Source organism: Micromonospora sp. IBSANI012 (assembly GCF_052814045.1).
Window position 1 is genome coordinate 5,744,632 of record NZ_CP199933.1, and the last position, 26,452, is coordinate 5,771,083.

A 26,452-nucleotide genomic window follows, 5' to 3' on the forward strand; every position below is an offset into this window, starting at 1 on the left:
TCCAGACAGGGGGCGCGTCGGACGGCCGACACGAGTGACAACGTTGCGAGGGAATGTTGTACACCCCCTCGCGGAACGGCCCCGGGTCGGGCTCACCGGTAGGCGAGCCCGACCCAGGGTCAGACCGTTCGGATCAGAGCTCGACCGAGGTGATGTCGAGTTCGCCGACGTTGGTCAGCTCCATCTTCTTGATCTTCTCCGAGTGGCCGGACTGCTGGCCACCGAAGTAGACCGGCACCGTCGGGACGTCGGCGTCGATCTTCGCCACGGCCTGCTCGAAGAGACCGTGCGAGGCCTCGAGGCTCGGGGCACCGCTGGCCTGCTTGGCCAGGGCGTCGACCTCGGGGTTGCTGTACAGACCGTCGTTCGAGGAACCACCGGTCACGTAGAGCGGGTTGACCCAGTTCTCGACGTCCGGGTAGTCCTGCTGCCAGCCGGCGCGGTACATGCCGTCCATCTTGTGGGCGTTGATGTTCTGGCGGAACACCGCGAAGGTCGGCACGCCGACGGCGACGGCGTCGATCTGCAGGGTGGTCTTGATCTGCTGCGCGACGGCCTCCATCCACTCCTTGTGGCTGGCGTCCGCGTTGTAGTAGAGCTTCAGCTGGCCCTTGAAGCCGCCAGCCTTGGCCAGCAGCTGCTTGGCCTGCTCCGGGTCGAACTTGCAGGCGGTGCAGTTACCCGGCTTGGCGCCCGGGGTCAGCGGGTTGGCCCAGCTGTCGGCCGGCTTGCGGTTGCCGAAGAAGATCTTGTCGCTGATCTCCTGGCGGTTGACCGACAGCGAGATCGCCTTACGCAGGTCCGCGTTCTTGAAGCGGGCGTCGTAGACCGGGAAGGCGATGATGCCGGTCACCGGGGTGGTGGAGGAGATGGCCCGGTCGCCCAGGTCGTTCTTCCAGTTGTCACCCGCGAGAGAGGAGACCGGAACCTGCTGCTGGAAGTCCAGGTTGCCGGAGACCAGGTCGTTGTAGGCCGCCGTGTCGTCCTGGTAGATCTTGACGGTGACGTCCTTGATCTTCATCTTGTCGCGCAGGGAGTAGTCGTCGAACCGCGTCAGCTTGATCGCGACGTTGTTCTCCCAGGACACGAAGCTGACCGGGCCGTTACCGATCGGCTTCTTGCCGAAGTCCTCCGCCTTGCCGGCGAAGAAGGCGTCCGGCAGCGGCATGAAGGTGCTGTAGCCGAGCTTGGTCGGGAACACGGCGGTCGGCGCGGAGAGCGTGACCTCGAAGTTCCAGTCGTCGACGACCTTGAGGCCGGACATCTCCTTCTTGGTCGGCTCCGGGGCCTTCTTCGGGCCGTCGCCATCCGGGTCGGAGGTGTTGACGTCCGCGAAGCCCGCGATGTCGGCGAAGAAGCTGGAGTTCTGCGCGCCGTTCGGCGAGTAGGCGCCCCAGTTCCAGGCGTCCACGAAGTTCTTGGCCTTGACGACGGTGCCGTCGTGGAACTTCGTGTTCTGCTTGATCTTGATCTTGTAGACCTTGGAGTCGGTCGTCTCGATCGACTCGGCCAGCGCGTTCTGCGGCGCGCCACCGTTGTTCGGGTACTCGACCAGGCCGGTGAACAGCCAGTCGATGATCTTGCCGCCACCGGTCTCGGTGGTGTTGGACGGAACCAGGGGGTTCTCCGGCTCCGTACCGTCGACGACGATGCTGCCGTCAGAGCTCTTGGCGGCGGTGCCGCCGTCGTCGTCGTTGGTGGAGCAGCCGGACGCGATGAGCGCGAATGCCGCGCCCACGGCGATGGCGCCGCTCGCCCGCTTCGAGACTCTCATTCCGAGGGGCCTCCTCTTTCGTAACCTGGTTCCGTCGTGGGTTTCACGCACGCATGGGGGGTGACGCCGCCGGTGACCCCGTGTCGCAGGTCACCGGTACTACCGCAGAGAAATCGGGACACCCCAGGGGGACCGATCCGCCGGGCCACCGCACCACTGGAGCTCGACACCGCGCAGGCTCGACGGCCACGAACCGCGTTGATGGGCGGTGCCGTGGTCGGCGGGGCGTACGGGGTGCCTCACGCCAGGGGTGAGGTGCTGCCACTGTGACACCCACCGGCCCATTCCGTGAAGGTGCCGTTATCAACCCGTTAGTTGCCCGCCACGTTGCCGATACTTGAGAAAAGATCATGAGATGCCCTGGTCGTACCGCTCTGAGCAGGTAAGACATCAAGGCACCGGATCTCCGCACCACCCGTAGGCTCGGGGCTTGTGAGCTTCCCCGCCTCCGCTCCGGCGCTCGCCGACGTCCACCGAGCGCTGGCCGTTTTTGCCCATCCGGATGATGTCGACTTCGGCTGTGCGGGCACGATAGCAGGCTGGGTGGAGGACGGCGTGGAGGTGGCGTACCTGATCGTCACCCGCGGCGACGCCGGCGGTTTCGACGACACCGCCCGCGAACGGATGCCCCGGCTGCGCGAGGCCGAGCAGCGCGCCGCGGCCGCCGCCATCGGGGTGACCCGGGTCGACTTCCTCGACGGGTACGCCGACGGCACCGTCACGCCGACGCTCGACCTGCGCCGGGACGTCACCGCGGCCATCCGGCGGTTCCGCCCCGACCGGGTGCTGACCAACTCGCCGCTGCGCCGGTGGGAGCACCTCGCCGGGCCGAGCCACCCCGACCACCTCGCCGTGGGCGAGGCGACCACCTGCGCCGTCTACCCGGACGCCCGCAACCCCTTCGCCCACCCGGAGCTGCTCGCCCAGGGCCTCGAGCCGTGGGTGGTCCGGGAGATCTGGTACGCCGGCGGCCCCGGCCCGGACCACGCCGTCGACATCACCGACCAGATCGATCGCAAGCTCGCGGCGATACGGGCGCACTCCTCGCAGACCGACCGGCTGGACCTGGAGACCTGGGTGCGTGACCGGCTCACCGCGGTCGCCGACAACGCCGGGCTGCCGTCGGGCCGGCTGGCCGAGGCGTTCACGGTGCTGCGTACCGAGTGACCCGCCGCCGGCCCCGGACCACCGGCGCGCCCCGGCTGACCCGGAACGGACTCGCCCCGGCTGACCCGGAACGGACTCCGGCCCCGGCACCACAGGGGTGCCGGGGCCGGAGGGGGTGGTTCGTCAGGCGGTGAAGCGCACCCTGCGGCGGCGGACCACCAGCAGGGCGACCGCGCCCACGGCCAGCAGCAGCACGCCGGCGGCGGCCGCGGCCGCGATCGGCGAACCGGTCAGCGGCAGGTCGCCGCCGTTGCCGGCCGGCGAGGTGGACGGCGCCGGGCTCTCCCCCGGGGTCGAGGGCGAGGGCGACTCGACCGGAGTCGACGGCGAGGGCGAGGCCGACGGGGTGGTCGGCGACGCCGACGGGCTGGCGGGGGCGGCGGCGAAGCTCGCCGAGGCGTCGGCGGTGACGGTGGCGCCGGCGCTGCCGCCGAGGATCAGCTTCTGCTTCTCGTCCTTGCCGCCGGAGAAGAGGAAGACCCGACCGAAGGAGACCGAGTCCTGGGCGGAAACGGTCACGGTGACCGAACCGGGATCGGTCGCGGTCAGCCAGAAGACCCCGCCGTTGGTGGTCGTGGTGACCGGCTTGCCCTCGGCGTCGACGGCGGTGCCGCCGGAGACCTTCAGCGCGATCTCGCCGGCCGGGCCCTTGACGGTGAACGGGCCCGCCTTGCCGCCGACGGTGGCAGTGGCCTTCGCCGGGTCGATGCTCAGCTCGGCCTTCGGCTCCGGCTGGTCGGTCGCGTTCGCCACCAGGTAGTCGTGGATCTCCTTGATCACGCCGTACTCGGCGGGGTCGCCCAGGCCCTGCTCCCAGCCGCCCAGCTTGACGCCGTCACTGAAGTGCCAGACGGCGGTCTGGGTGCCGAAGTAGAGCAGGGTGTCGCGCCGCTTCTCGCCCAGCCCGGCCGGCAGCTCCGTCCCGGCCGCCTTGAGCAGCGCCGGCACCTCGGCGTTCGGGTAGCCGTGGGTGAGCACCCACTGCACCTTGCCGAGGTTCTCGACCTCCGACTGGCCCCAGGTGCCCTCGGTGTACTCACCGTCGCGGGCCACCGGAGTGTGGAAGTCGATGCAGAAGACCGGCACCGTGCCGTCCTTGAGCTCCAGCGCGAGCGCCGAGGTCGACAGCGTCTTCTCGTTGAGCTTCAGCACGACGCCGGTGTCCTTCACCGCGCGCGCCACGCCGGTCGCCGGCGCCTCGGCGGCCGCCGGAGCGGCCGAGCCGAGCACCATGGCGCTGCCGGCGACGAGCGCCGTGGCGATTCCGGCCCAGCGTCGTCCCAGTTGTTTGAACATCAAACTCGTACACCTCTCCCCAGGGGTGGGCCCGCATCCGGCGGGCCTGCACAGGTCGCCGTTCTCGCGGGGTTTCGCACCACCCGCACGCGAGAAGAACGGCGACGGGGAATTATGCGACATGAGTGGATCTCTTGTCAGCCCCTGGGGTCGTTCGGTCCGATTGTTCCGAATTGGCCCTGCCGTCACACCAGCCGGCGGTCCGCCGCCCAGCGGGACAGCTCGTACCGGTTGGACATCTGGAGCTTGCGCAGCACGTTGGACACGTGCGTCTCGACCGTCTTGATCGAGATGAACAGCTCCTTGGCGATCTCCTTGTACGCGTACCCCCGGGCCAGCAGGCGCAGCACCTCCCGCTCCCGGTTGGTGAGCTGGTCCAGCTCCGGGTCGGCGACCGGCGCGTCCGGGCGGGCCGCGAAGGCGTCCAGCACGAACCCGGCCAGCCGGGGGCTGAACACGGCGTCGCCGTCGGCCACCCGACGGATCGCGGCGGTCAGCTCGTCCGGCGAGATGGTCTTGGTGACGTAGCCCCGGGCACCCGCCCGGATCAACCCGATCACGTCCTCGGCGGCGTCGGACACGCTCAGCGCCAGGAACTTCACCTGCGGATGGGTACGCCGCATCGCGTCCAGCACCGCCCGGCCGCCGCCGTCGGGCATGTGCACGTCGAGCAGCACCACGTCGGGCTGGGTCGCGGCGATCCGGGTGAGCGCCTCGGCCACCGTGCTCGCCTCCCCCACCACCTCGACGTGAGCGCCCAGCTCGGCCCGTACGCCCGCCCGGAACATGGCGTGGTCGTCGACGAGGAAGACCCGCAGCCGCTCCACCCGGGCGTCCGCGCCCTCGACCGGTTCCATCGACTGCTCCGCCATGATCATTTGTCCCTCTCCGCCGTGGAGCCGTTGCCGGTGATCGGCAGGATCAACCGGACCTCGGTTCCTTCTCCCGGCCCGGACCGGATCTCCGCCCGGCCGCCGTGCCGCTTCATCCGACCGACTATCGATCCTCGTACGCCGTGCCGGTGATCCTCCACCGTATCCGGGTCGAAGCCCTTGCCCCGGTCCCGCACGAAGACGCTCACCTGCTCCGGCTCGACCTCGGCGTAGAGCGACACGGTCTGCACCCCGGCGTGCCGGGCCGCGTTGACCAGCGCCTCCCGGGCCGCCGCCACCAGCGCGCCGACCCGCTCGTCGGTCTCCCGGTCGCCCACCACCACCGCCTCGACGGTGATCGCGAAGGTGTCCTCCACCTCGGCGGCGGCCTGCTCCAGCGCGGCGGCGAAGCGTTCGGTGGGCGAGCCGGTGGGCTTGTAGAGCCAGTTGCGCAGCGAGCGCTCCTGGCCCCGGGCCAGCCGCTGCACCGTCTTGACGTCGGTGGCGTTGCGCTGGATCAGGGCCAGGGTGTGCAGCACCTGGTCGTGGACCATGGCGGCCAGCTCGGCGCGTTCCTGCTCGCGGATGCGCCCCTCCCGCTCCGAGCGGAGCTGGTTGTACGTCCGCCAGAGCACCGGCGCCGCCACCACACCGACGCCGGCCAGCCCGACCAGCGCGAAGATCACGCCGTTGACCACCGCGTCGAAGTTCTGCACCGGGGAGTAGACCGCCGCCACGCCGATGATGCCGACCGCGACCAACACCCCGCCGCCGGCGAAGCGGAGCACGAACGCCCGCCGGTCGCTCTCCTCGACCACCGCGCCGAGCCACGGCACCGGCATCGAGTCGCCCCACTGCCGGCGGCGCTCCGGCGCGGACTGGTGCCAGATCACGCCGGCGCCCACCGCGATGATCGCAACCAGCCAACCGGCGGTGCCGGTCGCGCCCACCGAGTCGAAGACCAGCACCTGCATCAGCAGCACGCCCAGCCCGATCAGCACGAACGGCAGCAGCTGCGACAGGTCCCGGCGGGGCGGCGCGGCGGTGTCGCCGGGACGCAGCGGGACCACCGCCCAGAAGGCGGCGTAGAGCAGCAGCCCCAGGCCGCTGAGGCCGAGCAGGACCATGAAGGCGACCCGTACCCGCAGCACCGGGATGCCGAGGTGGTCGGCGATGCCGGCGGCCACGCCGGCGGCCATCCGGTGCTCGGGTGCCCGGTAGAGGCGGGGCGGCGGGGTTGTCACGGTGCTGATCGGAGGCTCCCCTGTTCAGGGCCGGTGCGGCGCAGGTGCCGGGGTCGTCCGGCTCCGGTCCGATCGTCACACGGGGCGACGCCCGGTGACCACGGGGACGCCCCGGACATTCCCGCCCCCGGGATCTCAGGGTGGGGTCAGGGTCGGGTCCTGAGGACGCTCGGGCATCCGGCGCAGCAGGATCGGAGCATGACCGAGGAAGCTGCCCCGCCGCCCCGCCCGTGGGCGACCGAGCCGGAGAGTCCGCCGCCCACCACCACCGGCGCGCCGGGCCCGTGGGCGTCCGCCCACGGCGGCCAGACGCCACCCCCCGGGGGGTACGCTCCGCCGCCGTCGGGCGGTGCCGGCTTCACCTCGCGGTACGGGCTGGTACGGCCGCGGGAGGGCCGCTACCTGGCCGGGGTCTGCGCGGCGATCGGCCGGGCCACCAACACCGACCCGGTGCTCTGGCGGGTGATCCTCGCCGTGCTCGGCTTCTTCGGCGGCGTCGGCATCCTGCTCTACGTCGCGGCCCTGCTGGTCATCCCCGGCGAGGGCGACAGCGCCTCCCCGGTGGAGTCGATGCTCGGCCGGGGCCGGTCCAGCATGTCGCCGGTCACCGTCATCGTGCTGAGCATCCTGGTCGCGGTGAGCTTCGGCTTCATCGTCACGGACGCGTTCCGGGCCGTCCTGCTCGGCGCGGCGATCCTCATCGGCGGCGCGCTGCTGCTCAACCGGGACGGCCGCACCCCGCCCACCGCCGTCCCCACCGGACCACCGGCCCCGGCCAGCGCCCCACCCGGCCCGGTGCCACCGGTCAGCTACCCCGCGCCCGGCCTCTTCACCCCGGCGCCGCCGGCCCCGACCGGCCCGCTCGCCCCGACCGCACCGCTGCCGGTCACCGTGCCGGCGGAGCGCACCGCCGAGCAGGCCGCCTGGTCGCCCGCGCCGCCGGCCGCACCGCCCGGGGCCCGGCCGGACGCCCGGACCGCCGCCTGGCCGGCCGCGCCGGGGACGGCCGAGCCCGCGCCGATCACCTGGCCGCCGGTCGCCGAGCCGACCGCCCCGGTGCCGCCGGTGGGCGCGGCGGTGCCCGCCGGTGGCTACCGCCCGCCGTTCGCGCCGCGCGGGCCGTACGCCGGACCGCCGTCGCCACCCCCGCCCCCGCCGCCCCGGGTGAAGCCGCCGAAGCGGCCGCGCGAGCGGTCGGCGCTCGGCGCGGTGACCTTCTCGCTGATCTTCCTCGCCCTGGGCGTGGTGGCCATCCTGGACCTGCTGGGCGTCTTCCCGGTCGGCGCCGCGGCCTACTTCGCGGCGGCGCTGGCCACCATCGGCCTCGGGCTGCTGGTGGGCACCTGGTTCGGCCGGGCCCGCTGGCTGATCGCGCTGGGGCTGGTGACCGCGGCGGCGCTGGGGGTGGCCACGGTGGCCGAGTCCTACGACCGGATCCGCGGCGTGGACGGCAACGTCACCTGGGCCCCCACGGACGTCCGCGACCTGGCCACCCGCTACGAGAACAGCTTCGGCGACGCCACGCTGGACCTGCGGGGGATCAACTTCGACAAGCGGACCACCGAGATCACCGTCGTGGTCAACTTCGGTGAGGCGACGATCGTGGTGCCGCCGAACGTCGACGTGACCACCGTGACCGACGTCAACGCCGGGGACGCCACGGTCTTCGGCCGGCGCTCGGGCGGGCTGGACGGCCGCTCCCGGGAGAGCACCGACCTCGGCCCGGACGGGGCCGGCGGCGGCACGCTGCGCCTCAACGTCCACGTCAACGCCGGCAACTTGGAGGTGACCCGGTGAGGGTGCACCGCACGGACCTCGTCTCGCTCGCCTTCGGGCTGCTCTTCCTCGGGCTCTCCGTCTGGTGGCTGCTCGCCCAGATCCTCGGCCTCGCCCTGCCCCCGGTGGGTTGGTTCCTGGCCGGCGCGCTGGTGGTGATCGGGCTGCTCGGCCTGGTCGGCGCGCTGCGGTCCGGCCGGCACGACCGGGAGGTCCCGCCGGCCGCCGGGCCGGAGCCGACCGAGCCCGACCCGTCCGCCGCCGGCTGGCCGGCCCCGCCCGCCGGGCCGCGGGACACCGCCGACGGGTTCCCCGGACCGGCCGACACCACCGTCGCGGACCGGGAGCCGGCGCCGGTTTCCGTCGAGCCGGCCGACCTCCGGTACCCGCGGGACGACGAGGCCGCCCCCACCCGCTGGGAGACCACCGAGACCCCGGGCGCCGAGCGGGAGACGGCCGAGATCCACTACACCGACGCCGGGACGGACGAGGACGCGCCCACCCGCCCGCAGGTGACGGGGCAGGAGACGGCGGCGCTCGGAACAGCCGGAGAGCAGACCGCCGAGGTCCGGTTCGCCGGTCCGGACGACGCCACCGCCCCGGTGTGGGGACCGGACGGGACCGGTGACCGCTTCACCGAGCCGCGGACCCGGGCGATCGGATCGGCCGGCGACGTGGACGAGTGGCCCACGACGGCGATCAGCGACCGGCCCGCCGAGGCGGTCGAGGACCGGGCGGCCGACGCGCCGGACGACCGGCCCCGCTGGTCGCCCGCCGAGCCGGTCAGCGGCCCGCCGGCCGGGGAACGCCGCTCGCCGGACTGACCGCGGCGGTGCGGTCGCCGGCGACGGACTCGTATGCTGGCCGGTGGAGATCCCGCCTCCGCCGGCCGGCCGTGCCGGCGGGCCTCGTCCGCGGCCGAACGGTCCGGTCAGCGGTCCCGTCCGGGGCCGAGCGGACCAGGTCGCCCGTGGCGGTCCCGCCGCGACAGCCCGTCTCTACCTCGTCAGGAGCCCGTCCGACATGACCCAGTCCCCCGCCGAGCGCACCCCCGGCCGGTCCGGTCCGGTCCGCATCGGCGAGCGCGCCGCCCGTACCCTCGTCACCGAGCTGGCCCGGCGTAACGACCCGAAGGCCGCCCTCCTGGTCGACGCCTCCCCGGAGTCCGCGGTGCTCGCCGCGGCGATCGACGCGCTGCTGCCCGGCGACACGCTCACCGTCGTGCCGGCCGAGCCGGCCGGCGCCGGCGCGCTGCGCGAGCACGTGACGGCCCAGGGTCGCTGGGTCGCCGACCGGGTACGCGTCGTCGACTCCCTCGCCGAGGCGGACGCCGCCGAGGTGGTCATCGCCGCCGAGCCGCTGACCGGCACCGCGGAGCAGGCCCGGACGACCGTCGACGGCCTGGTCAAGTACCTCAGCGAGGGCTCGGTGCTCAGCGTGTCCGCGCCGGTGTTCCGTACCGAGGGCGCCGCCGCCGAGCTGGACCGCCAGGGCGTGCTGCACGGGGTCGGCACCGACCTGGTGCTGCGCAACTCCCCGCCGGTACGGGTGCACCACCTGCGCTTCACCCCGGCCAGCCCCGCGCTCGCCGCCCGGCTGGCCCCCGCCCACCGGCCCTCCAGCGTGCCGCTGACCCGCGGCATGCACATCGACTCCAACGGCGTCGCCGCGGCCGGCATCGCCCTCGGGCTGGCCGCCGTGGCCCGCGTGGTACGCCCGAAGTCGAAGCTCTGGCTGCTGCCGGCGCTGGCCGCCGGCCCGGTGGCCGCCTTCTTCCGGGACCCGGAGCGGGACGTCCCGGAGGACCCGTCGGCCGTGGTCGCGGCCGCCGACGGTCAGGTCCTCTCGGTGCAGCGGCTGCACGACGAGCGGTTCGGCGACGGCGAGTGGCTGCGGATCGCGGTCTTCCTGTCGGTGCTGGACGTGCACGTCAACCGCGCGCCGGTGCCCGGCAAGGTGGTCGACTACTTCGTCGCCGACGGCGGCTTCGTCAACGCGATGAAGCCGGACGCCGAGCACAACGTGGCCGCGTACACGGTGCTGGACACCGACCACGGCACGGTGGTGGTGGCGCAGCGCACCGGGCTGATCGCCCGGCGGATCGTGCAGCGGGCGCCGATCGGCGCGCTGCTGGCCCGGGGCGAGCGCTTCGGCCTGATCCGGTTCGGCTCGCGCACCGACGTCTACCTGCCGGCCGACGCGGCGGAGCCGCTGGTCGGGCCGGGCGACAAGGTGGTCGGCGGGTCGACGGTCATCGCCCGCTGGCGCTGACGGAACGCGAGAAGGGGCGCCGCGGTCGCGGCGCCCCTTCTGCGTACGTGCGGGTGGATCAGGCGGTGCGGCGCTGGTGCAGCCAGAGCAGCGGGCCGCTGACCAGGTAGCCCACCACCACCAGGGCGAAGGTGAGCCGGATGTCGACCAGCGCGCCGATCACCGGGGCCAGCCACAGCCACGGCGGCAGCTTGAGCAGCCGGGCGAGCTTCGCGTACGGGAAGCTGGAGACCATCGCGAAGGCCAGCAGCGCCACCCCGGCGATCTGCACCACGGCGGGCAGCGGCAGGCCGATCGCGACCGTGAGAGCGAGCACCGCCGCCGCCATGGTCGTCGGCACCCCGCAGAAGAACCGGCCGTCCTTCGGCGAGACGTTGAACCGGGCCAGCCGGATCGCGGCGCAGGCCGCGACGAGGGCCGCGGCCACCGCGGCGGCCGCCGTGGGGGCCGACCCGGCCAGCGAGGCGTAGACCACCACGGGGGCGGCCAGACCGAACGAGCACATGTCGGCCAGCGAGTCCATCTGGGCGCCGAACGGGCTGGCCACGCCGAGCTTGCGGGCGAGCGCGCCGTCGAGGCCGTCGAAGGCGACGCAGGCGATCAGCAGGATCGCGGCCACCCGGGCCTCCCCGGCCATCGCCACGAAGATCGCGTTGATGCCGAGCATCAGGCTGGCCAGGGTGCAGGCGTTGACCAGCGCGAACTTCATCCGGCGCGACGCGGTGCGCTCGCCGGGGAGCAGCGGGATCGACATCGCCGACGAGTCGTCGTCCACCGACGGAGCGGGGGCGAGGGCCGGGCTGACCGGCATGACCGCCTCGATCTCCGCGCGGCGGGCGCGGTCGAAGCCGTACCGGCGGGGCCGGTCGACGAGGTGCTCGGGGACCACCAGCTCGGCGCCGATACGCGGGTCGCCGTCACGGCGGCCCACCCGGACCAGCAGCACCTGCCGGGCGAACGTGCTGCTGCGGCGCAACCGGCCCGCCCAGCGACGCCCGGCCGGGCGCGGACTGTCAGTCGTACGACGCCGGCGCCATAGGGCTCTCGGCACGTTTCCTCCATCACCGGATCGACTGGCCGCCCACGGGGGGCGGGTGTCCGGCTGTCTCGTGCCGGACCGCTCTTGGCCCGGCAGCCCGTTCAAGCGGAGTACACCATTGCACAGGAAGTGGCGGTTGGCGATAGCTGCCGGCGGTACTTATATCTCCGTTAAACCGCGCGAACCGCTGCCTTGTTCCCATCTCGGGCCTCATCGCCCGTTTTCTCCGCCAACCTCACTTACGACTGTACCGGAGCACCCCCGCAACGGCCCGGCGAGCGAGGGCTATCCCCCCCGACGTCCGGTTGCCAGGGCGGCGACCTCGGTCAGCGACAGCTTCTCCACCTGCGTGGACGTGAACCAGCCCGCCTCCGCGGTCGACCCGCCGGCCAGCTCGGTCACCTCCGGCTCGGTGGGCGCGGAGACCAGCACCCGGTAGACCACCCGGACGGCGTGCCAGTCCAGCGGGCGCCCCTCCGGCCCGAGCGCCGCCGGGTTGTGCAGATTGTCGACGGTCAACAGGTCGACAACCGTCCCGAGCTGCCCGGACTCCTCCACCAGCTCGCGCAGCAGCCCGGTGGCCGGCTGCTCGCCGTGATCCGTGCCACCACCGGGCAGGTGCCACCGGCCGGCACCCGGGTAGCCCGGCGCGATCCGGGTCAGCAGGATCCGGTCCGCGGGGTCGGTGACCAGCCCGTACGCGGCGAACCGCTGGCGCCGGTCGGCGGGCGGGGCGGCCTGCCGGGCCGGCAACGCGTCGGGCAGTCCGGCCGGCAGGGGCGTGACGGGCAGGCCGAGCAGCTCGGCGGTGAACGGCATCAGCGGCAGCGCGGCGGCCTCGTCCGGCGTGCACCAGGCCAGCTCGTCGCTGCCGCCGGCCGGCTCCGGGCGCAGCTCGCCGCCGTGCTGCTCGACGTCGAAGACCAGCCGGTCGGTGTGCACGGCGACGCCCTCGGCGCGGAACGTGGTGACGTCGGCCAGGGCGGCCCGCACCCCGGTCACCTCGACGGTCAGCCCGGTCTTTTCGGCGAACTCGCGGACCACCGCCCGCGCCGGGTGCTCCGCGTGCTCGAGGCCGCCCCCCGGCAGCTGCCACACGCCCGGGAACGGACAGCGGGCGGATCCCCGGGCCAGCAACACCCGCCCCGAGGCGTCCCGCAGCACCCCGTACGCCCCGACCCTGCGCCGCTGCTCCACGCCCACCACGCTCCCCCGCCGTCCGGCCACCCGGCCGTCGATCATGAGGTTAGCGGCAGCGGGGAGCGGTATCAGGCGGTCGACGCCCAGGACGGACGGCGGACCGAGGGTCAGGTGAGGCGGGCGGCCTGGACGGCTTCGGCGGTGACCTCGGTGAGCCGGTCGGTGGGGAGGGCACCCAGCTCCTCGCGGGCGAACCAGCGGGCCTCGCAGGTGGAGCCGCCGACGTCGGCGACGGTGGGCGGGGCGGGCTGGTCGACCACCACCCGGTAGAAGGCGCGCACCCCGTGCCAGTCGATCGGGTAGCCCTCCGGGCCGAGCGAGGCGGCGTCCCGGTGGCTGGCCACGCCGAGCAGCTCGACCAGGCGGCCGGTCTGGCCGGTCTCCTCCACCAGCTCCCGGATCAGCGCCGCGCCGGGCTGCTCGCCGTAGTCGGTGCCGCCGCCGGGCAGGTGCCAGCAGCCGGCCCCCGGGTACCCATCGGAGACCCGGGTCAGCAGCACCCGGTCGTCGGGGTCGGTCACCACCGCGTACGCGGCGAAGCGCTGCGCCCGGTGCAGGCCGTCCGGGCCGGGCACGGCGTAGAAGGAGGGGAACTCCGGCGGCTCGTCCGGGACGACGTCGGCGGAGGAGGCCGGCAGGCCCAGGGCGCGTGCGGTGAACGAGCGCAGCGGCAGCGCGCGGGCCTCGTCGAGGGTGTACCAGCGGGCCAGGTCCGTGGGGCGCTCCACCCGGTCGGCGAGGGTGCCACCGCGCACCGAGACCCGGTAGAGCAGGCGGTCGGTGTGGATGGTGATGCCCCGCTCCGGCAGGGCCCGCATGTCGGCGAGGACGTCCTCCAGGCCGGAGACGGCGACCGAGAGCCCGGTCTCGGCGGCGGTCTCCCGGACGACGGTGTGCTTTGGGTCCTCGCCGTGGTCGACCGCCCCGCCGGGCAGGGACCACACGCCGGGGGTGCCGGAGCGCTCCGATGCGCGGACCAGCAACACTCGGCCGACTGAATCAGCACAGACTGCGTATGCCGCGATCCTGCGGAGCGGCTCCAGCAAGGTGGTCACGGAGCCAAATTCTCCCCGCCCACGGTTACCTGGATCGAAAAGAGTCAGATTCCTGACTCAAGGCTGGCAGGTCAGGGATCGGTCAGGGTAGGGATCCGGGCGGTCACCGAGGTCGCCCGGCCGCCCCGCGCGGACCGTGGAGACATGACCTCGACGAGCACCCCCCAGGCCCCGTACAAGCAGCTCCGCCGACCCACCACCGACCGGATGGTGGCCGGCGTCGCCAGCGGCCTCGGCCGCTACTTCGCCGTCGACCCCACCCTGGTCCGGGTGGTTTTCGCCGTGGCGACCCTGCTCACCGGCGGGTTCGCCGCGCTGGCGTACCCGATCATGTGGTTCCTGATGCCCGAGGAGCCGGCGGGCGCGCCCGCCTGGCCGCACCCGACGGGCGCCGCGCCGCACGGCACGCCGCCCACCCCGGGGTACGTCCCGACGCCGGCCCCGACCACGCGGCCCGAGCCGCCGACGGTCGCGCAGCCGACCTACCCGCCGCAGCAGCCGCCGACGGCGTGAGCCGGCCGGCTCACTCCCACTCGATGGTGCCCGGCGGCTTGCTGGTCACGTCCAGGACCACCCGGTTGACCTCGGCGACCTCGTTGGTGATCCGGGTGGAGATCCGGGCGACCACCTCGTAGGGCAGCCGGGACCAGTCGGCGGTCATCGCGTCCTCGCTGGAGACCGGGCGCAGCACCACGGGATGCCCGTAGCTGCGCCCGTCACCCTGTACGCCGACGCTGCGCACGTCGGCCAGGAGGACCACCGGGAACTGCCAGACGCCCCGGTCCAGGCCGGCGGCGGAGAGCTCCTCGCGGGCGATCAGGTCCGCCTGGCGGAGCAGGTCCAGCCGCTCCTGGTCGACCGCGCCGATGATCCGGATGGCCAGGCCCGGGCCGGGGAACGGGTGCCGCCAGACCATCGCCTCGGGCAGGCCCAGCTGGAGGCCGAGCGCCCGGACCTCGTCCTTGAACAGCGTGCGCAGCGGCTCGACCAGGGCGAACTTCAGGTCCTCCGGCAGGCCGCCGACGTTGTGGTGGCTCTTGATGTTGGCGGTGCCGGTGCCGCCGCCGGACTCCACCACGTCGGGGTAGAGGGTGCCCTGCACCAGGAACTCGACGTCGCCGTGCGAGGCGATCTCGCGGGCGGCGGCCTCGAAGACCCGGATGAACTCCCGGCCGATGATCTTGCGCTTCCGCTCCGGGTCGGTGACCCCGGCCAGCGCGCCGAGGAACCGCTCCTGCGCGTCGACCACCTTCAGCTTGATGCCGGTCGCCGCGACGTAGTCCTTCTCCACCTGCTCGGCCTCGCCGGCGCGCAGCAGGCCGTGGTCGACGAAGACGCAGGTGAGCTGGTCACCGACCGCCTTGTGCACCAGCGCCGCGGCCACCGCGGAGTCCACGCCGCCGCTGAGGCCGCAGATGACCTCCTTGTCGCCGACCTGCTCGCGGATCCGGGCGACCTGCTCGTCGATGATGTTCTCGGGCGTCCAGGTCGGCTCGATGCCGGCGATGTCGTACAGGAAGCGGGTCAGCATCTCCTGGCCGTGCGCGGTGTGCCCGACCTCCGGGTGGAACTGCACGCCGGCCCGGCGGCCGGCCAGGTCCTCGAAGGCGGCGACCGGGGCGCCGGCCGACTCGGCCGTCACCGTGAAGCCCTCGGGGGCCTCGGTCACGCAGTCGCCGTGGCTCATCCAGACCGGCAGGTCGGCCGGCAGGTCGCGGAGCAGCACGCCGGGGTCGAGGAGGCGGGGGCGCAGCGGGGTGCCGCCGTACTCGCGGTTGCCGGTCTTGGCGACCGTGCCGCCGAGCGCCTGGGCCATCGCCTGGAAGCCGTAGCAGATGCCGAATACCGGCACGCCGGAGCCGAACATCCCAGCGTCGATCTGCGGGGCGTCCGGCGCGTAGACGCTGGACGGGCCGCCGGACAGGATGATCGCGGCCGGGTCCTTCGCCAGCATCTCGGCGACCGGCATCGAGTGCGGAACGATCTCCGAGTAGACCTTCGCCTCGCGCACCCGGCGCGCGATGAGCTGGGCGTACTGGGCTCCGAAGTCCACCACCAGGACGGGGCGAGGCGTGCTCATGTGCAGAAAGCCTACCGACAGTCACCCCCGGCCCGGGCACGGGCCGGGCTCCGGGCGTGCCGCGTCACGTCCCCGCCGGTCAACCGGCCGACCGCCCCGCCGCCGGCGCGCCACCGGCCGGCCGCCCGCCCGGTGCCCGCGGCCCGCCCGGAACGGTCAGCCGCGCAGCGCGGCGGGGGCGTCCGCCGGCACCGCCGGGCGCCGCGGGGGTACGGGCGCCACCCGCCGGTACGCCTCGCCGAGCGGCGGACGGGGATCGTCCTCGCCCTGGTTCGGCCAGAAGGACATCGCCCGCTCCGCCTGGGCGGTGATCGTCAGCGACGGGTTCACGCCGAGGTTCGCCGAGACCGCCGCCCCGTCCACCACGTGCAGCCCCGGGTGGCCGTAGACCCGGTGCCACGGGTCGATCACCCCGTCGGCCGGGGACGCTCCGATCACCGCCCCGCCGAGGATGTGCGCGGTCATCGGGATGTTGAACGGCTCGGTGAGCGCGCCGCCCGGCGTACCGCCGATCTCCTCGGCGAGCAGCCGGACCGCCTGGTTGCCGGCCGGGATCCAGGTCGGGTTGGGCACGCCGTGGCCCGGGCCGGAAACCAGTCGCCGGCCGAAGAGGCCGCGCCGGAACCGGGTGGTCAGCGAGTTGTCCACCGACTGCATCACCAGGGCGATCACCGTCCGCTCCGACCAGCCGCGCACCGAAAGCATCCGGGCCGCCAGCCCGGGTTGCCGGACGATGCTGCCCAGCCAGCGTCGGACCCGGTGCGGGCCGCCGTCGACCAGCAGCGACTGGAGCAGCCCCATCGCGTTCGAGCCGCGGCCGTAGCGCACCGGCTCGATGTGGGTCTGCGGGTCGGGGTGGAAGGAGCTGGTGATCGCCACCCCCTCGGTGAAGTCCACCCCCTCGGCGCGGGCCCGCCCGCGGGGCACCGAGGCGCCGAGGATCGCCTCGGAGTTGGTCCGGGTCAGCTCGCCGAGCCGGTCGGACAGGCCGGGCAGCGCCCCGGTCGCCTTCATCTCGTGCAGCAGCCGCTGGGTGCCCAGCGCCCCGGCGGCGAGGACCACCTGGTCGGCGTGGATGACCTGCCGGCGCCGCCGCAGCCAGGCGCCCGTCCGCTCGGTGTGCACCTCGTACCCGCCGTCGGGAGCCGGCCGGACGGCGGTCACCGTGGTCAGCGGGTGGACCTCGACGCCGAGCCGCTCGGCCAGCCAGAGGTAGTTCTTGACCAGGGTGTTCTTCGCCCCGTGGCGACAGCCGGTCATGCAGGAGCCGCAGTGCGTGCAACCGGTGCGCTCCGGGCCGACGCCGCCGAAGTACGGGTCCGGCACCCGCTGGCCGGGCCGGCCGATGTGCACGCCCACCGGGGTGGCGTGGAAGGTTCGGCCGACCCCCATCCGCTCGGCGACCGCGCGCATCGCCCGGTCCGCGCCGGTGTCGACCGGGTATGTGGTGACGCCGAGCATCCGCTTCGCCTGGTCGTAGTGGCGGGCCAACTCGTCGCGCCAGTCGGTGATGCCGCGCCACTGCGGGTCGTCGTAGAAGGCGTCCAGCGGCTCGTAGAGGGTGTTGGCGTAGACCAGCGAGCCGCCGCCCACCCCCGCCCCGGAAAGCACCATGACCCCGCCGCCGGCCCTGCGGTCGGCCGAGCGGAGCAGCGTGATCCGTTGCAGGCCGTAGCAGCCGAGCTTCGGCGCCCAGAGGAAGCGCCGGGCCCGCCAGGAGGTCTGCGGGAACTCGTCGTCGGCGAACCGCCGGCCGGCCTCCAGAACGCCGACGGTGTGACCCTTCTCGGCCAGCCGGAGCGCGGTGACGCTGCCGCCGAAACCGGACCCGATGACGACCACGTCGTACCGCATGAACGCATCATTACCGCTGAGTAGCCATCGCGCCAGCGGCAGTTTTCGCGCGATCATGCTCGGGTCCACCGATCCGTCAGGCCACGCCCGCAACTCGGGACCCCAGTCGGAGCGTTGTTTCAACGGGGGTGCCGAGCATGGCTCACGAGACAGGGGCGCGACGACCGCGCCGGGTGTTGCTGCTGGCCGCCCTCGCCGCGGTGGTGCTGGTCGCCGGCGGCGCCCTGGTGGTGAACCGGCTGGTCAGCGACGACGGGCCGCAGCGCCGGCCGGGCGCGGTCGCCGCCACCGCCACCGCGACCGCCACACCGAGCACCGCCGCGGAGCCCAGCCCGACCGCCCCGCCCGGGGCCGGCATCACCGGGCCGCTCAACCTGCTGCTGGTCGGGGTGGACACCCGGGTCAGCGTCCCCGGGTGGGAGCCGCACAGCGACGCGGTGCTGGTGCTGCACGTGCCGGCCGGGCTGGACCGGGCGTACCTCTTCTCGCTCCCCCGCGACCTTCTGGTGGACATCCCGGCCTTCCCCGCCTCGGGTTACAAGGGCGGGAAGACCAAGCTCACCCACGCGATGAGCTACGGCAGCCGGGTGCCGGGCAAGCCCAAGGAGCACCGCGTCGCCCAGGGGTACGAGCTGCTGCGCAGCACGGTCAGCGGATACACCGGGCTGCGGTTCGACGCTGGCGCGGTGATCACCTTCAACGGCTTCGACAAGCTGGTGGACACCCTGGGCGGGGTGGACATCCACGTCGACGAGCGGGTGGTCTCGCTGCACCGCCGGCCGGACGGCAAGCACCGCGACCCGGCGCCCTCCGGCGGCGGCTACGTCGGGCCGCAGATGGTCTACGAGAAGGGCCAGCGGCACCTCACCGGCTGGCAGGCGCTGGACTACGCCCGCCAGCGCTACATCGCCGGCGGCGACTACGCCCGGCAGCGCCACCAGCAGCAGCTCATCCGGGCGCTGACCGCGAAGATCCTCGACGAGAACCTGGCCCGCCAGCCGGACCGGGTCCAGCAGGTGGCCGACGCGCTCGGCGACACCCTGGTCTACGCCGGAGGTCCCCGCATCGTCGACCTCGCGTACGCCCTCGGCGGGCTGAGCGTCGACCGGTTCACCCCGGTCGCGCTCCCCGGCAGCGGGGTGGGCAAGGGCCGCGCGTACCGGGGCGAGGAGCTCAAGCCGGTCGGCCGGCAGTTCCTCACCGCGCTCAAGGCCGGCGACGCCGAGAAGTTCCTCGCCGCCCACCCCGAGCTGCGGGTGAAGAACTAGGGCGGCTCTCCCGGGTCTCGTCGAGCCGAGACGGGGCCCAGGCGGCGATCCGGCAAGGCGGCGGTTCGTCCGGATACCGGTGTTGTATCCGGACGAACCGCCAACGCCGCCGGGCGTCGTCTGGGCCCGTCGCAGGCCGGCGAAGATCCGGGAGAGCCGCCCTAGATTCGCTTCGGTGCCGGGGGGCGCTCGGTGCCGTGCAGCCAGGCGGCGAAGAGCTTGTCCAGTTGCTTGCCGGAGACCCGCTCGGCGACCGCGACGAACTCGTCGGTGGTGGCGTTGCCGTTGCGCTTCTCCGCCGCCCAGGTCTTGAGGATCTTGAAGAACGCCGGGTCGCCGACCGCCACCCGCAGCGCGTGCACGGTCATCCCGCCGCGCTGGTAGACCGACTCGCTGAACAGGTTCTGCCGACCGGGCTCGGCCGGCTTCGTCTGCCAGAGGCGGCTGGACGAACCGGCGTACCGCCGGTCGAAGGCCGCCTGGGCGGTACCGGTGCCCCGGTGCTCGGCCCACAGCCACTCGGCGTAGGTGGCCAGCCCCTCGTTGAGCCAGATGTCCTGCCACTTCGCCAGCGAGACGCTGTTGCCGAACCACTGGTGGGCCAGCTCGTGGGCGACCACGCCGGTGTTCTCGCCACCCCGGAAGAAGCCCGCGCCGTAGACCGGGCGGCTCTGCGTCTCCAGCGCGTACCGGATCCGCTCGTCGGCGACCACCACCCCGCCGTACGCGGCGAACGGGTACGGCCCGAAGACGCTCTCCAGGTAGTCGGCGACCTCGGTGGTGCGGGCCATCGACGCGTCGGCGGCCCCCTTGCCGAGCTTGGTGCTGACCGCGCTGAACACCGGCCGTCCCTTGTGCTCGCCGGTCTCGACCCGGTAGTCCCCGATCACCACGGTGCTCAGGTAGCTGGCCATCGGGGCGGCCTCGGACCACTTCCAGGTGGTCCAGCCGTCGGCGTCCGAGCGCCCCTTCGGCACCCCGTTGCTGACCGCGGTCAGCCCCTTCGGGACGGTGATCTCGACGTCGTAGGTCGCCTTGTCCGAGGGGTGGTCGTTGACCGGGAACCAGGTGCTCGCCGACTCCGGCTGGCCGAGCGCGATCGCGCCGTCGGTGGTGTGCAGCCAGCCGCCCTCGCCGAGCACCTCGTTGGCCAGCGGCTTTGGCTTTCCCTCGTAGCTGATCTCGGCAGTGAAGCCGTTGCCGGCGGTGAGCCCGGCGGCCGGGGTGACCACCAGCTCGTCGGCCTCCCGCGCGTGCCGGGCCGGCGCGCCGTCCACGGTCACCTTCCGCACCGTCAGCCCGGCCAGGTCCAGGTGGAACGCGGACAGGTCGGCGGTGGCGGTGGCCTGCACGGTGGCGGTGCCGGTGAGCCGGTCGGTCGCCGGGTCGTAGCGGACCTTGACGGTGTACCGCCCGACGTCGTACCCGCCGTTGCCGTAGCTCGGGAAGTAGGCGTCGCCGACGCCGGCCGCGCCCGGCGCGAACTGCCGCCCGGCCGTCGGGGCCGGTGCCGTGGCCGGCGCCGGCCGCGGCACCGGGTCGGACCCGCACCCGGCGAGCCCGAGGGCCGCCACCGTCACCAGACCGACGCCCCGCCGCATCCGCGCCATGGCCACCCGGCACCTCCCCGTGTCGTCGGCGGCAGCCTACCGACCGGCGGTCGCCCGCGGGTCACGGCAGGGCGGGCGCGACGCCGCCGGCCAGCCAGGCGTCCAGCAGGGGGCGCAGCGGGCGGCCGGCGACCCGCTCGGCGTACCCGACGAAGTCGGTGGTGCTGGCGACGCCGCCGCGCCGCTCTTCGGTCCAGCCGCTCAGCAGCCGGAAGAACGTCTCGTCGCCGACGGTCCGGCGCAGCGCGTGCACCGCGAGGGCACCCCGCTGGTAGACCCCGTCGCCGAACATCGCCGCCCGGCCGGGATCGACCGCTGGCTGCGACCAGTCGGTGACGGCGTGCCGCAGCTCGAAGGCACGCTGCGCGGTCCGGCCGCCGTCGTGCTCCGTCCACAGCCATTCCGCGTACGTGGCGAAGCCCTCGTTGAGCCAGATGTCCTGCCAGCTCGCCACCGAGACGCTGTTGCCGAACCACTGGTGGGCCAGCTCGTGGACCACCACCGATGGGTTGGGCCGGCCGCCGGAGAAGAAGCCCGGCCCGTAGACCGGGCGGGACTGGGTCTCCAACGCGTACCCGATCCGGCTGTCGGTCACCACGATGCCGCCGTACGAGTCGAACGGGTACGGCCCGAACCGGCTGGCGAGGAAGTCCGCTATCTCGCCGGTACGGGCCAGCGAGGCCGCCTCGGGGCCGGTCGCCGGCAGGGCGGCCGGCACCGCCGTGACCATCGGTCGGCCGGCGTGGGTGCCGGTCTCGACCCGGTAGTCGCCGATCACCAGGGTGGTCAGGTAGCTGGCCATCGGCGAGCGCTCGGCCCACCGCCAGGTGGTCCAGCCACCGGCGCTGCTCCGCTCCCCCGGCACCCCGTTGCTCAGCGCGGCCAGCCCGTCGGGGACCGTCACCTCGACGTCGTAGGTGGCCTTGTCGGACGGGTGGTCGTTGACCGGGAACCAGGTGGCCGCCGACTCGGGCTGGCCCAGCACGATCGCCCCGTCGGCGGTGTGCAGGAATCCGCCGCTGCCCAGCTCGCCGTCGGGGACGGCGGTCGGCACCCCGGCGTAGTCGACCTCGACGGTGAACCCGGTGCCGCGGGGCAACCCCCGCGGCGGCGTGATCACCAGCTCGCTGCCGTCGCGGCGGTGCCGGGCCGCCGCCCCGGAGACGGTCACCCGCGAGACGTCCAGCCCGATCAGGTCCAGGTTGAACCGGGAGAGGGCGGCGGTGGCGGTCGCGGTGACGGTGGCCCGGCCGGTCAACCGGTCGGTCGCCGGGTCGTACCGCACCCGCAGCCGGTAGCCGGAGACGTCGTAGCCGCCGTTGCCACGACCCGGGACGTACGAGTCACCGGCGTCGGCGGCGCCGGGCCGGAACTCGCTGCGGTCCTCGCGGTCGGGCGTACAGCCGGCGCCCGCCAGGGTCGTCGCCGCCACGACGGCGGCGAGCAGAAACCTGGACCGGATACGACGCACCGGCCGAGCCTAATCGGCGCGACCGGTGCATCGGGGTGGTTTTGTCCGGGTCAGCGGTCCAGGACCAGGCCGACCTTCTGGAACTCCTTGAGGTCGCGGTAGCCGCACTTGGCCATCGCGCGGCGCAGCCCGCCGAAGAGGTTGAGCTGGCCGTCCGGCTCGTCGGCCGGGCCGAAGAGCAGCTGCTCCATCGAGCCCAGCGGCTCGCCGGCGATCTCGAACGCGCCGCGCGGCAGCGACGGGTGGCTGGCGGCCGAGTGCCACCAGGCGCCACCGGCCGGCGCCTCCTCGCAGAGCGACAGCGCCTCGCCGAGCATCACCGCGTCCGCGCCGCAGCCCAGCGCCTTCGCGATGTCGCCGGAGGTCTGGATGTCGCCGTCGGCGATCAGGTGCACGTACCGGCCGCCGGTCTCGTCCAGGTAGTCGCGGCGGGCCGCGGCGGCGTCGGCGATCGCGGTCGCCATCGGCACCCGGATGCCCAGCACCGACTCGGTGGTCGACCAGTCGTCGCCGCCGATACCGACGATCACGCCGGCCGCGCCCGTCCGCATCAGGTGCAGCGCCGTCTTGTAGTCGGTGCAGCCACCCACCACGACCGGCAGGTCGAGGTCGGCGATGAACTCCTTGAGGTTCAGCGGCTCGTCGGTGGTCGAGACGTGCTCGGCCGAGACGATGGTGCCCTGGATGACCAGTATGTCGACGCCGGCGTCGAGGATCACCGGGGCCAGCGCCAGGGTGTGCTGCGGGGAGACCCGGACGGCCACCGTGCCGCCGCCGGCGCGCAGCTCGCGCACCCGCTCGGCGATCAGGTCGGGACGGATCGGCTCGGAGTAGACCTCCTGGAGCCGCTTGGTCGCCCGCGCGTCCTCGCCGAGGCCGGCCAGCTCCTCAAGGACCTTGGTCGGGTTCTCGTACCGGGTCCACAGGCCCTCGACGTTGAGCACGCCGAGCCCGCCGAGCTGGCCGAGCCGGACGGCGGTGGCCGGGCTCATCGTGGCGTCCGACGGGTGCCCGACGCAGGGAATGCCGAACTGGTACGCGTCGAGCTGCCAGCTGGTGGAGACGTCGTCGACGTCCCGGGTCCGGCGGCTCGGCACGATGGCAATGTCGTCCAGGTGGTAGCCGCGCTGCGCGGTCTTGCCCAGCCCGATCTCGACCACGTCACGCATGGGGACTCCAGGTGGTTGGGGGTGATGGTCAGCGGGAGTGGTAGTTGGGCGCCTCGACGGTCATCTGGATGTCGTGCGGGTGGCTCTCCTTGAGCCCGGCCGCCGTGATCCGGATGAGCTGGCCGCGGCGGTGCAGCTCGGGAATGCTCTCCGCGCCGACGTACCCCATCGCGGCGCGCAGCCCACCGATGAGCTGGTGGGCGACCGCGGAGAGCGGCCCCCGGTAGGGCACCTGGCCCTCGACGCCCTCGGGGACGAGCTTGTCCTCGGCGAGCACGTCCTGCTGGAAGTAGCGGTCCTTGGAGTAGGACTTGCCCTGGCCGCGGGACTGCATCGCGCCGAGTGAGCCCATCCCCCGGTACGCCTTGTACTGCTTGCCGTTGATGAAGATCAGCTCGCCGGGGCTCTCCTCGCAGCCGGCCAGCAGGCTGCCGAGCATCACCGTGTCGGCGCCGGCGACCAGCGCCTTGGCGATGTCCCCGGAGTACTGGATGCCGCCGTCGCCGATCACCGGCACACCGGCCGGGCGGGCGGCCCGCGCGGCCTCCATGATCGCGGTGATCTGCGGTACGCCCACCCCGGCGACGATCCGGGTGGTGCAGATCGCGCCCGGGCCGACCCCCACCTTGACGCCGTCGGCGCCCGCGTCGACCAGCGCCTTCGCCCCGGCGTACGTGGCGATGTTGCCGCCGACGATGTCGATGCCGACGTCCTTCTTGAGCTGGCGGACCATGTCCAGCACCGCCCGCTGGTGACCGTGCGCGGTGTCCACGATGATCACGTCGACGCCGGCGTCCACCAGCGTCCGGGCCCGCTTGTACGCGTCGTCGCCCACGCCGACCGCCGCGGCGACCCGGAGCCGGCCCGCCTCGTCCTTGGTGGCGTTCGGGTACTGCTCGCTCTTGGTGAAGTCCTTGACGGTGATCAGCCCGCGCAGCCGGCCCGAGTCGTCCACGATCGGCAGCTTCTCCACCTTGTGCCGGCGGAGCAGGTCGAGGGCCTCGTCCTTGCTCACCCCGACCGAAGCGGTGATCAGCGGGGGGCGGGTCATGATCTCGTGGACCGGGGTCTCCGGCGCGGAGACGAACCGCATGTCCCGGTTGGTGACGATGCCGACCAGCTGCCCGTCGCCGTCGACCACCGGCACGCCGGAGATGCGGTAGCGGCCGCAGAGCTCGTCGACCTCGCGGAGGGTGTCGTCCGGGCTGGCGGTCACCGGGTTGGTGATCATGCCGGACTCGGAGCGCTTGACCAGGTCGACCTGGAGCGCCTGGTCCTCCAGCGAGAGGTTGCGGTGCAGCACCCCGATGCCGCCCTGGCGGGCCATCGCGATCGCCATCCGCGCCTCGGTGACCGTGTCCATCGCGCTGGACAGCAGCGGCACGGTCAGCTCGATGTTGCGGGTGAGCCGGGTGCGGGTGTTGACCCGGCTGGGCACCACGTCCGACTCGCCCGGCTGGAGCAGCACGTCGTCGAAGGTCAGACCGAGCGGCACCACCCGCGCCGAGCCGGCCGGCAGCTCCGGCAGGTGACCACCCGGCTCGCCGTTGCCGACGCCGCCGGGAAGATCAGTGCTGGGCGAATTCTCCACGATTGCTCTCCTGAGCTGCTCGGACGGGCTTCAGCGAGGTGGCGCGCGCGGGCACCGGCGCACGCCGAGGTGACGGCGCGTCGTTTCATCGTACCCATTGAGCTGGGCCGGCCCCGGCGGTGCCGGCGCGGGTCGGCGAGGCCACCGGGGTGGCCGGGGGGACGCGTTCGGGGAGTGTTGGGACTACGGTGAGGGGGTGCACGACGAGCCCATCGACCCGTTCAACGGCGACCCGGCCGATCCGGCTGCTGGCCTGCACGATCCGCGTGAGGACGACCCGCTCGACCCGCTGACGGAGGTCGAGCGCCAGGACGTCCTGGAGGACCTGGCCGACCTGGAGATCTACCAGGCCCTGCTGTCGCCGATCGGGGTGCGCGGGCTGGTGATCGAGTGCGAGGACTGCCGCGAGCCGCACTACTTCGACTGGGACCTGCTCCGGGGCAACCTGCGTCACCTGCTCAGCTCCGGCCGGCCGCGGGTGCACGAGCCGGCGTACGACCCCGACCCCGACCACTACGTCACCTGGGACTACGCCCGTGGCTACGCCGACGGGGTGCACGACACGCTGACCGAGGCGGCCGAGGAGGAGACCCCCTCCGACGACTGAGCCCGGACGACCGGGCCCGACCGCGGGCGGCCGGCTCAGGCGACCAGGCCGGCGCGGAAACCGGCGGCCACCGCGTGCGCGCGGTCCCGGGCGCCGAGCTTGCGGAACAGCCGTCGGGCGTGCGTCTTGACGGTGTCCTCCGAGACGAACAGCTCCCGCCCGATCTCGGCGTTGCTCTTCCCCTCCGCCATCCCGAGCAGCACCTGGAGTTCCCGCTCGGTCAACCCCACGGCGCCGCGCCCGCTGCGCGCGCCGGGCGCGCCCCGCCGGCCGGTGGGCGCGGGCGCTTCCGGCTCGGCGGCGGCCTCCGGCTCGGCCTCGTCGTCGCCGCGCTGCACCGGCACCACCGACGGTCCCCCGGGCCCCTCGGCCGGTCCGGCGGACCAGCCCGGGCCCGGCTTGCCCGGGGTACGCCCGGCCGAGGGCCGGGGCGGCGCGCCGACCGCGGCGGTGTCCCGGGCCGGGTCGGTGACCCGGTTCCGGGCCGTCCGGCCGGGGGCGGAGAGCAGCAGCAGCGCCTTGGCCACCGCGCTGGTCAAATCGTGGTCGGTGCCCTGGATCAGGCCCCGGGCCCCGGCGTTGATCGTCGCCGCGGCGGCCTCGGACTCCTCCGCGCCGAGCAGCAGCACGGCGGCCTGCGGCGCGCGGGCAAGCACCCGGCGGACGAAGCCGGCACTGTCGGGTCGGGTGAGGGCGGTGTCGGCGAGCACGACGTCGACGGGGCGCTCGGCCAGCCGCAGCATCACCTCGGGGTCGGAGACGGCGGTCCGCACGACCGCGGCCAGGCCGAGCCGGGCGGCGGCCGAGGTCAACTGCTGCGCGGCGAGCGGTGTCCGGACGCAGACGAGAACGGTACGCACGGTGGTCTCCTCTCCGCAGAGAGCAGACCATGGCCGGCTGGGCCGGGGTGGAGGTTCCCGGCAATCCTCCGAACTTTTCCGACATCCAGGGCATATGCCGCGACTTGTCCGAGGTTTTCGATCACAGAAGTGTGAGTCGGGGAAAGGTCGGGTACCGAGACGCCAGGCCGGAAACGGTGCGCCTGCGCGGACCGCCGCCCGGACACCGGATGCGAACGAGACCTCCGCGGTGCCGCGCGGGAGGAGGG

General features: G+C 73.6%; 20 protein-coding genes and 1 pseudogene. 7 read left to right on the plus strand and 14 right to left on the minus strand.

Annotated features, from left to right (window positions below; translation table 11 throughout):
- Positions 1-133: 133 nt before the first annotated feature.
- A complete protein-coding gene (locus tag ACTWM8_RS26520; protein WP_446211355.1) occupies positions 134-1,774 on the minus strand; it encodes a peptide ABC transporter substrate-binding protein in 1,641 nt (546 codons plus the stop codon).
- A gap of 432 nt (positions 1,775-2,206) precedes the next feature.
- Between ACTWM8_RS26520 and ACTWM8_RS26525 the strand changes: the two genes are divergently transcribed.
- The gene (locus tag ACTWM8_RS26525) at positions 2,207-2,941 is read left to right on the plus strand and encodes a PIG-L deacetylase family protein (RefSeq protein WP_446211356.1); all 735 of its coding nucleotides are present in this window, start codon (positions 2,207-2,209) and stop codon (positions 2,939-2,941) included.
- Positions 2,942-3,064: 123 nt separating this feature from the next.
- Here the strand turns inward: ACTWM8_RS26525 and ACTWM8_RS26530 are convergent, their stop codons facing one another.
- From ACTWM8_RS26530 to ACTWM8_RS26540, 3 genes are all read right to left on the minus strand, one after another.
- Positions 3,065-4,237 carry a thioester domain-containing protein gene (locus tag ACTWM8_RS26530; protein ID WP_446211357.1) on the minus strand — a complete coding sequence of 391 codons (1,173 nt, stop codon included), beginning with the start codon at positions 4,235-4,237 and terminating at the stop codon, positions 3,065-3,067.
- Between the two features lie 185 nt (positions 4,238-4,422).
- Positions 4,423-5,109 (minus strand): response regulator, encoded by a 687-nt coding sequence (locus ACTWM8_RS26535; protein ID WP_210778416.1) that lies wholly within the window; start codon positions 5,107-5,109, stop codon positions 4,423-4,425.
- Between the two features lie 2 nt (positions 5,110-5,111).
- A complete protein-coding gene (locus tag ACTWM8_RS26540) occupies positions 5,112-6,308 on the minus strand; it encodes a PspC domain-containing protein (RefSeq protein WP_346539666.1) in 1,197 nt (398 codons plus the stop codon).
- 243 nt (positions 6,309-6,551) lie between these two features.
- Here ACTWM8_RS26540 and ACTWM8_RS26545 point away from each other — a divergent pair, with 243 nt between their 5' ends.
- From ACTWM8_RS26545 to ACTWM8_RS26555, 3 genes and pseudogenes are all read left to right on the plus strand, one after another.
- Positions 6,552-8,150, plus strand: coding sequence for a PspC domain-containing protein (locus tag ACTWM8_RS26545; protein ID WP_446211358.1), 1,599 nt, complete (start codon positions 6,552-6,554; stop codon positions 8,148-8,150).
- Positions 8,147-8,329 (plus strand): annotated as a pseudogene (locus tag ACTWM8_RS26550) (hypothetical protein); the annotation flags it as partial. The gene ACTWM8_RS26545 and the pseudogene ACTWM8_RS26550, both read left to right, overlap by 4 nt.
- An 823-nt stretch (positions 8,330-9,152) precedes the next feature.
- Positions 9,153-10,400, plus strand: coding sequence for a phosphatidylserine decarboxylase (locus ACTWM8_RS26555; protein ID WP_446211359.1), 1,248 nt, complete (start codon positions 9,153-9,155; stop codon positions 10,398-10,400).
- A 58-nt stretch (positions 10,401-10,458) separates the two neighbouring features.
- On the opposite strand, the gene ACTWM8_RS26560 is transcribed toward ACTWM8_RS26555, so the two are convergent.
- The 3 genes from ACTWM8_RS26560 to ACTWM8_RS26570 form a co-directional block, all read right to left on the minus strand.
- Positions 10,459-11,289 (minus strand): CDP-alcohol phosphatidyltransferase family protein, encoded by an 831-nt coding sequence (locus ACTWM8_RS26560; protein ID WP_377612332.1) that lies wholly within the window; start codon positions 11,287-11,289, stop codon positions 10,459-10,461.
- Between the two features lie 435 nt (positions 11,290-11,724).
- Positions 11,725-12,636 carry an NUDIX hydrolase gene (locus tag ACTWM8_RS26565; protein ID WP_446214688.1) on the minus strand — a complete coding sequence of 304 codons (912 nt, stop codon included), beginning with the start codon at positions 12,634-12,636 and terminating at the stop codon, positions 11,725-11,727.
- A gap of 110 nt (positions 12,637-12,746) precedes the next feature.
- On the minus strand, positions 12,747-13,694 hold the full coding sequence (locus tag ACTWM8_RS26570) for an NUDIX domain-containing protein (protein ID WP_446211360.1): 948 nt from the start codon (positions 13,692-13,694) through the stop codon (positions 12,747-12,749).
- 144 nt (positions 13,695-13,838) lie between these two features.
- Between ACTWM8_RS26570 and ACTWM8_RS26575 the strand changes: the two genes are divergently transcribed.
- On the plus strand, positions 13,839-14,207 hold the full coding sequence (locus ACTWM8_RS26575) for a PspC domain-containing protein (RefSeq protein WP_446211361.1): 369 nt from the start codon (positions 13,839-13,841) through the stop codon (positions 14,205-14,207).
- A gap of 10 nt (positions 14,208-14,217) precedes the next feature.
- Here the strand turns inward: ACTWM8_RS26575 and guaA are convergent, their stop codons facing one another.
- A complete protein-coding gene (guaA, locus tag ACTWM8_RS26580; RefSeq protein WP_446211362.1) occupies positions 14,218-15,774 on the minus strand; it encodes a glutamine-hydrolyzing GMP synthase in 1,557 nt (518 codons plus the stop codon).
- A gap of 156 nt (positions 15,775-15,930) precedes the next feature.
- Positions 15,931-17,628 (minus strand): FAD-dependent oxidoreductase, encoded by a 1,698-nt coding sequence (locus ACTWM8_RS26585; protein ID WP_446211363.1) that lies wholly within the window; start codon positions 17,626-17,628, stop codon positions 15,931-15,933.
- A gap of 137 nt (positions 17,629-17,765) precedes the next feature.
- On the opposite strand from ACTWM8_RS26585, the gene ACTWM8_RS26590 reads away from it, so the two are divergent.
- Positions 17,766-18,896 (plus strand): LCP family protein, encoded by a 1,131-nt coding sequence (locus ACTWM8_RS26590; RefSeq protein ID WP_446211364.1) that lies wholly within the window; start codon positions 17,766-17,768, stop codon positions 18,894-18,896.
- A 161-nt stretch (positions 18,897-19,057) separates the two neighbouring features.
- Here the strand turns inward: ACTWM8_RS26590 and ACTWM8_RS26595 are convergent, their stop codons facing one another.
- The 4 genes from ACTWM8_RS26595 to guaB all read right to left on the minus strand — a co-directional run bounded on the left by ACTWM8_RS26595 (position 19,058) and on the right by guaB (position 24,737).
- Positions 19,058-20,506: a M1 family metallopeptidase gene (locus ACTWM8_RS26595; protein ID WP_446214689.1), complete on the minus strand. Its 1,449-nt coding sequence runs from the start codon at positions 20,504-20,506 to the stop codon at positions 19,058-19,060.
- Between the two features lie 61 nt (positions 20,507-20,567).
- A complete protein-coding gene (locus ACTWM8_RS26600; protein ID WP_446214690.1) occupies positions 20,568-21,968 on the minus strand; it encodes a M1 family metallopeptidase in 1,401 nt (466 codons plus the stop codon).
- A gap of 59 nt (positions 21,969-22,027) precedes the next feature.
- Complete coding sequence (locus ACTWM8_RS26605; RefSeq protein WP_238451094.1) at positions 22,028-23,146, minus strand: GuaB3 family IMP dehydrogenase-related protein; 1,119 nt, start codon at positions 23,144-23,146, stop codon at positions 22,028-22,030.
- A gap of 28 nt (positions 23,147-23,174) precedes the next feature.
- Positions 23,175-24,737, minus strand: a complete 1,563-nt coding sequence (gene guaB, locus ACTWM8_RS26610; RefSeq protein WP_446211365.1) for an IMP dehydrogenase — start codon at positions 24,735-24,737, stop codon at positions 23,175-23,177.
- Between the two features lie 196 nt (positions 24,738-24,933).
- Here guaB and ACTWM8_RS26615 point away from each other — a divergent pair, with 196 nt between their 5' ends.
- Positions 24,934-25,344, plus strand: coding sequence for a DUF5319 domain-containing protein (locus ACTWM8_RS26615; RefSeq protein WP_446211366.1), 411 nt, complete (start codon positions 24,934-24,936; stop codon positions 25,342-25,344).
- Between the two features lie 35 nt (positions 25,345-25,379).
- On the opposite strand, the gene ACTWM8_RS26620 is transcribed toward ACTWM8_RS26615, so the two are convergent.
- Positions 25,380-26,204, minus strand: a complete 825-nt coding sequence (locus tag ACTWM8_RS26620; RefSeq protein WP_446211367.1) for a response regulator transcription factor — start codon at positions 26,202-26,204, stop codon at positions 25,380-25,382.
- Positions 26,205-26,452 lie beyond the last annotated feature (248 nt).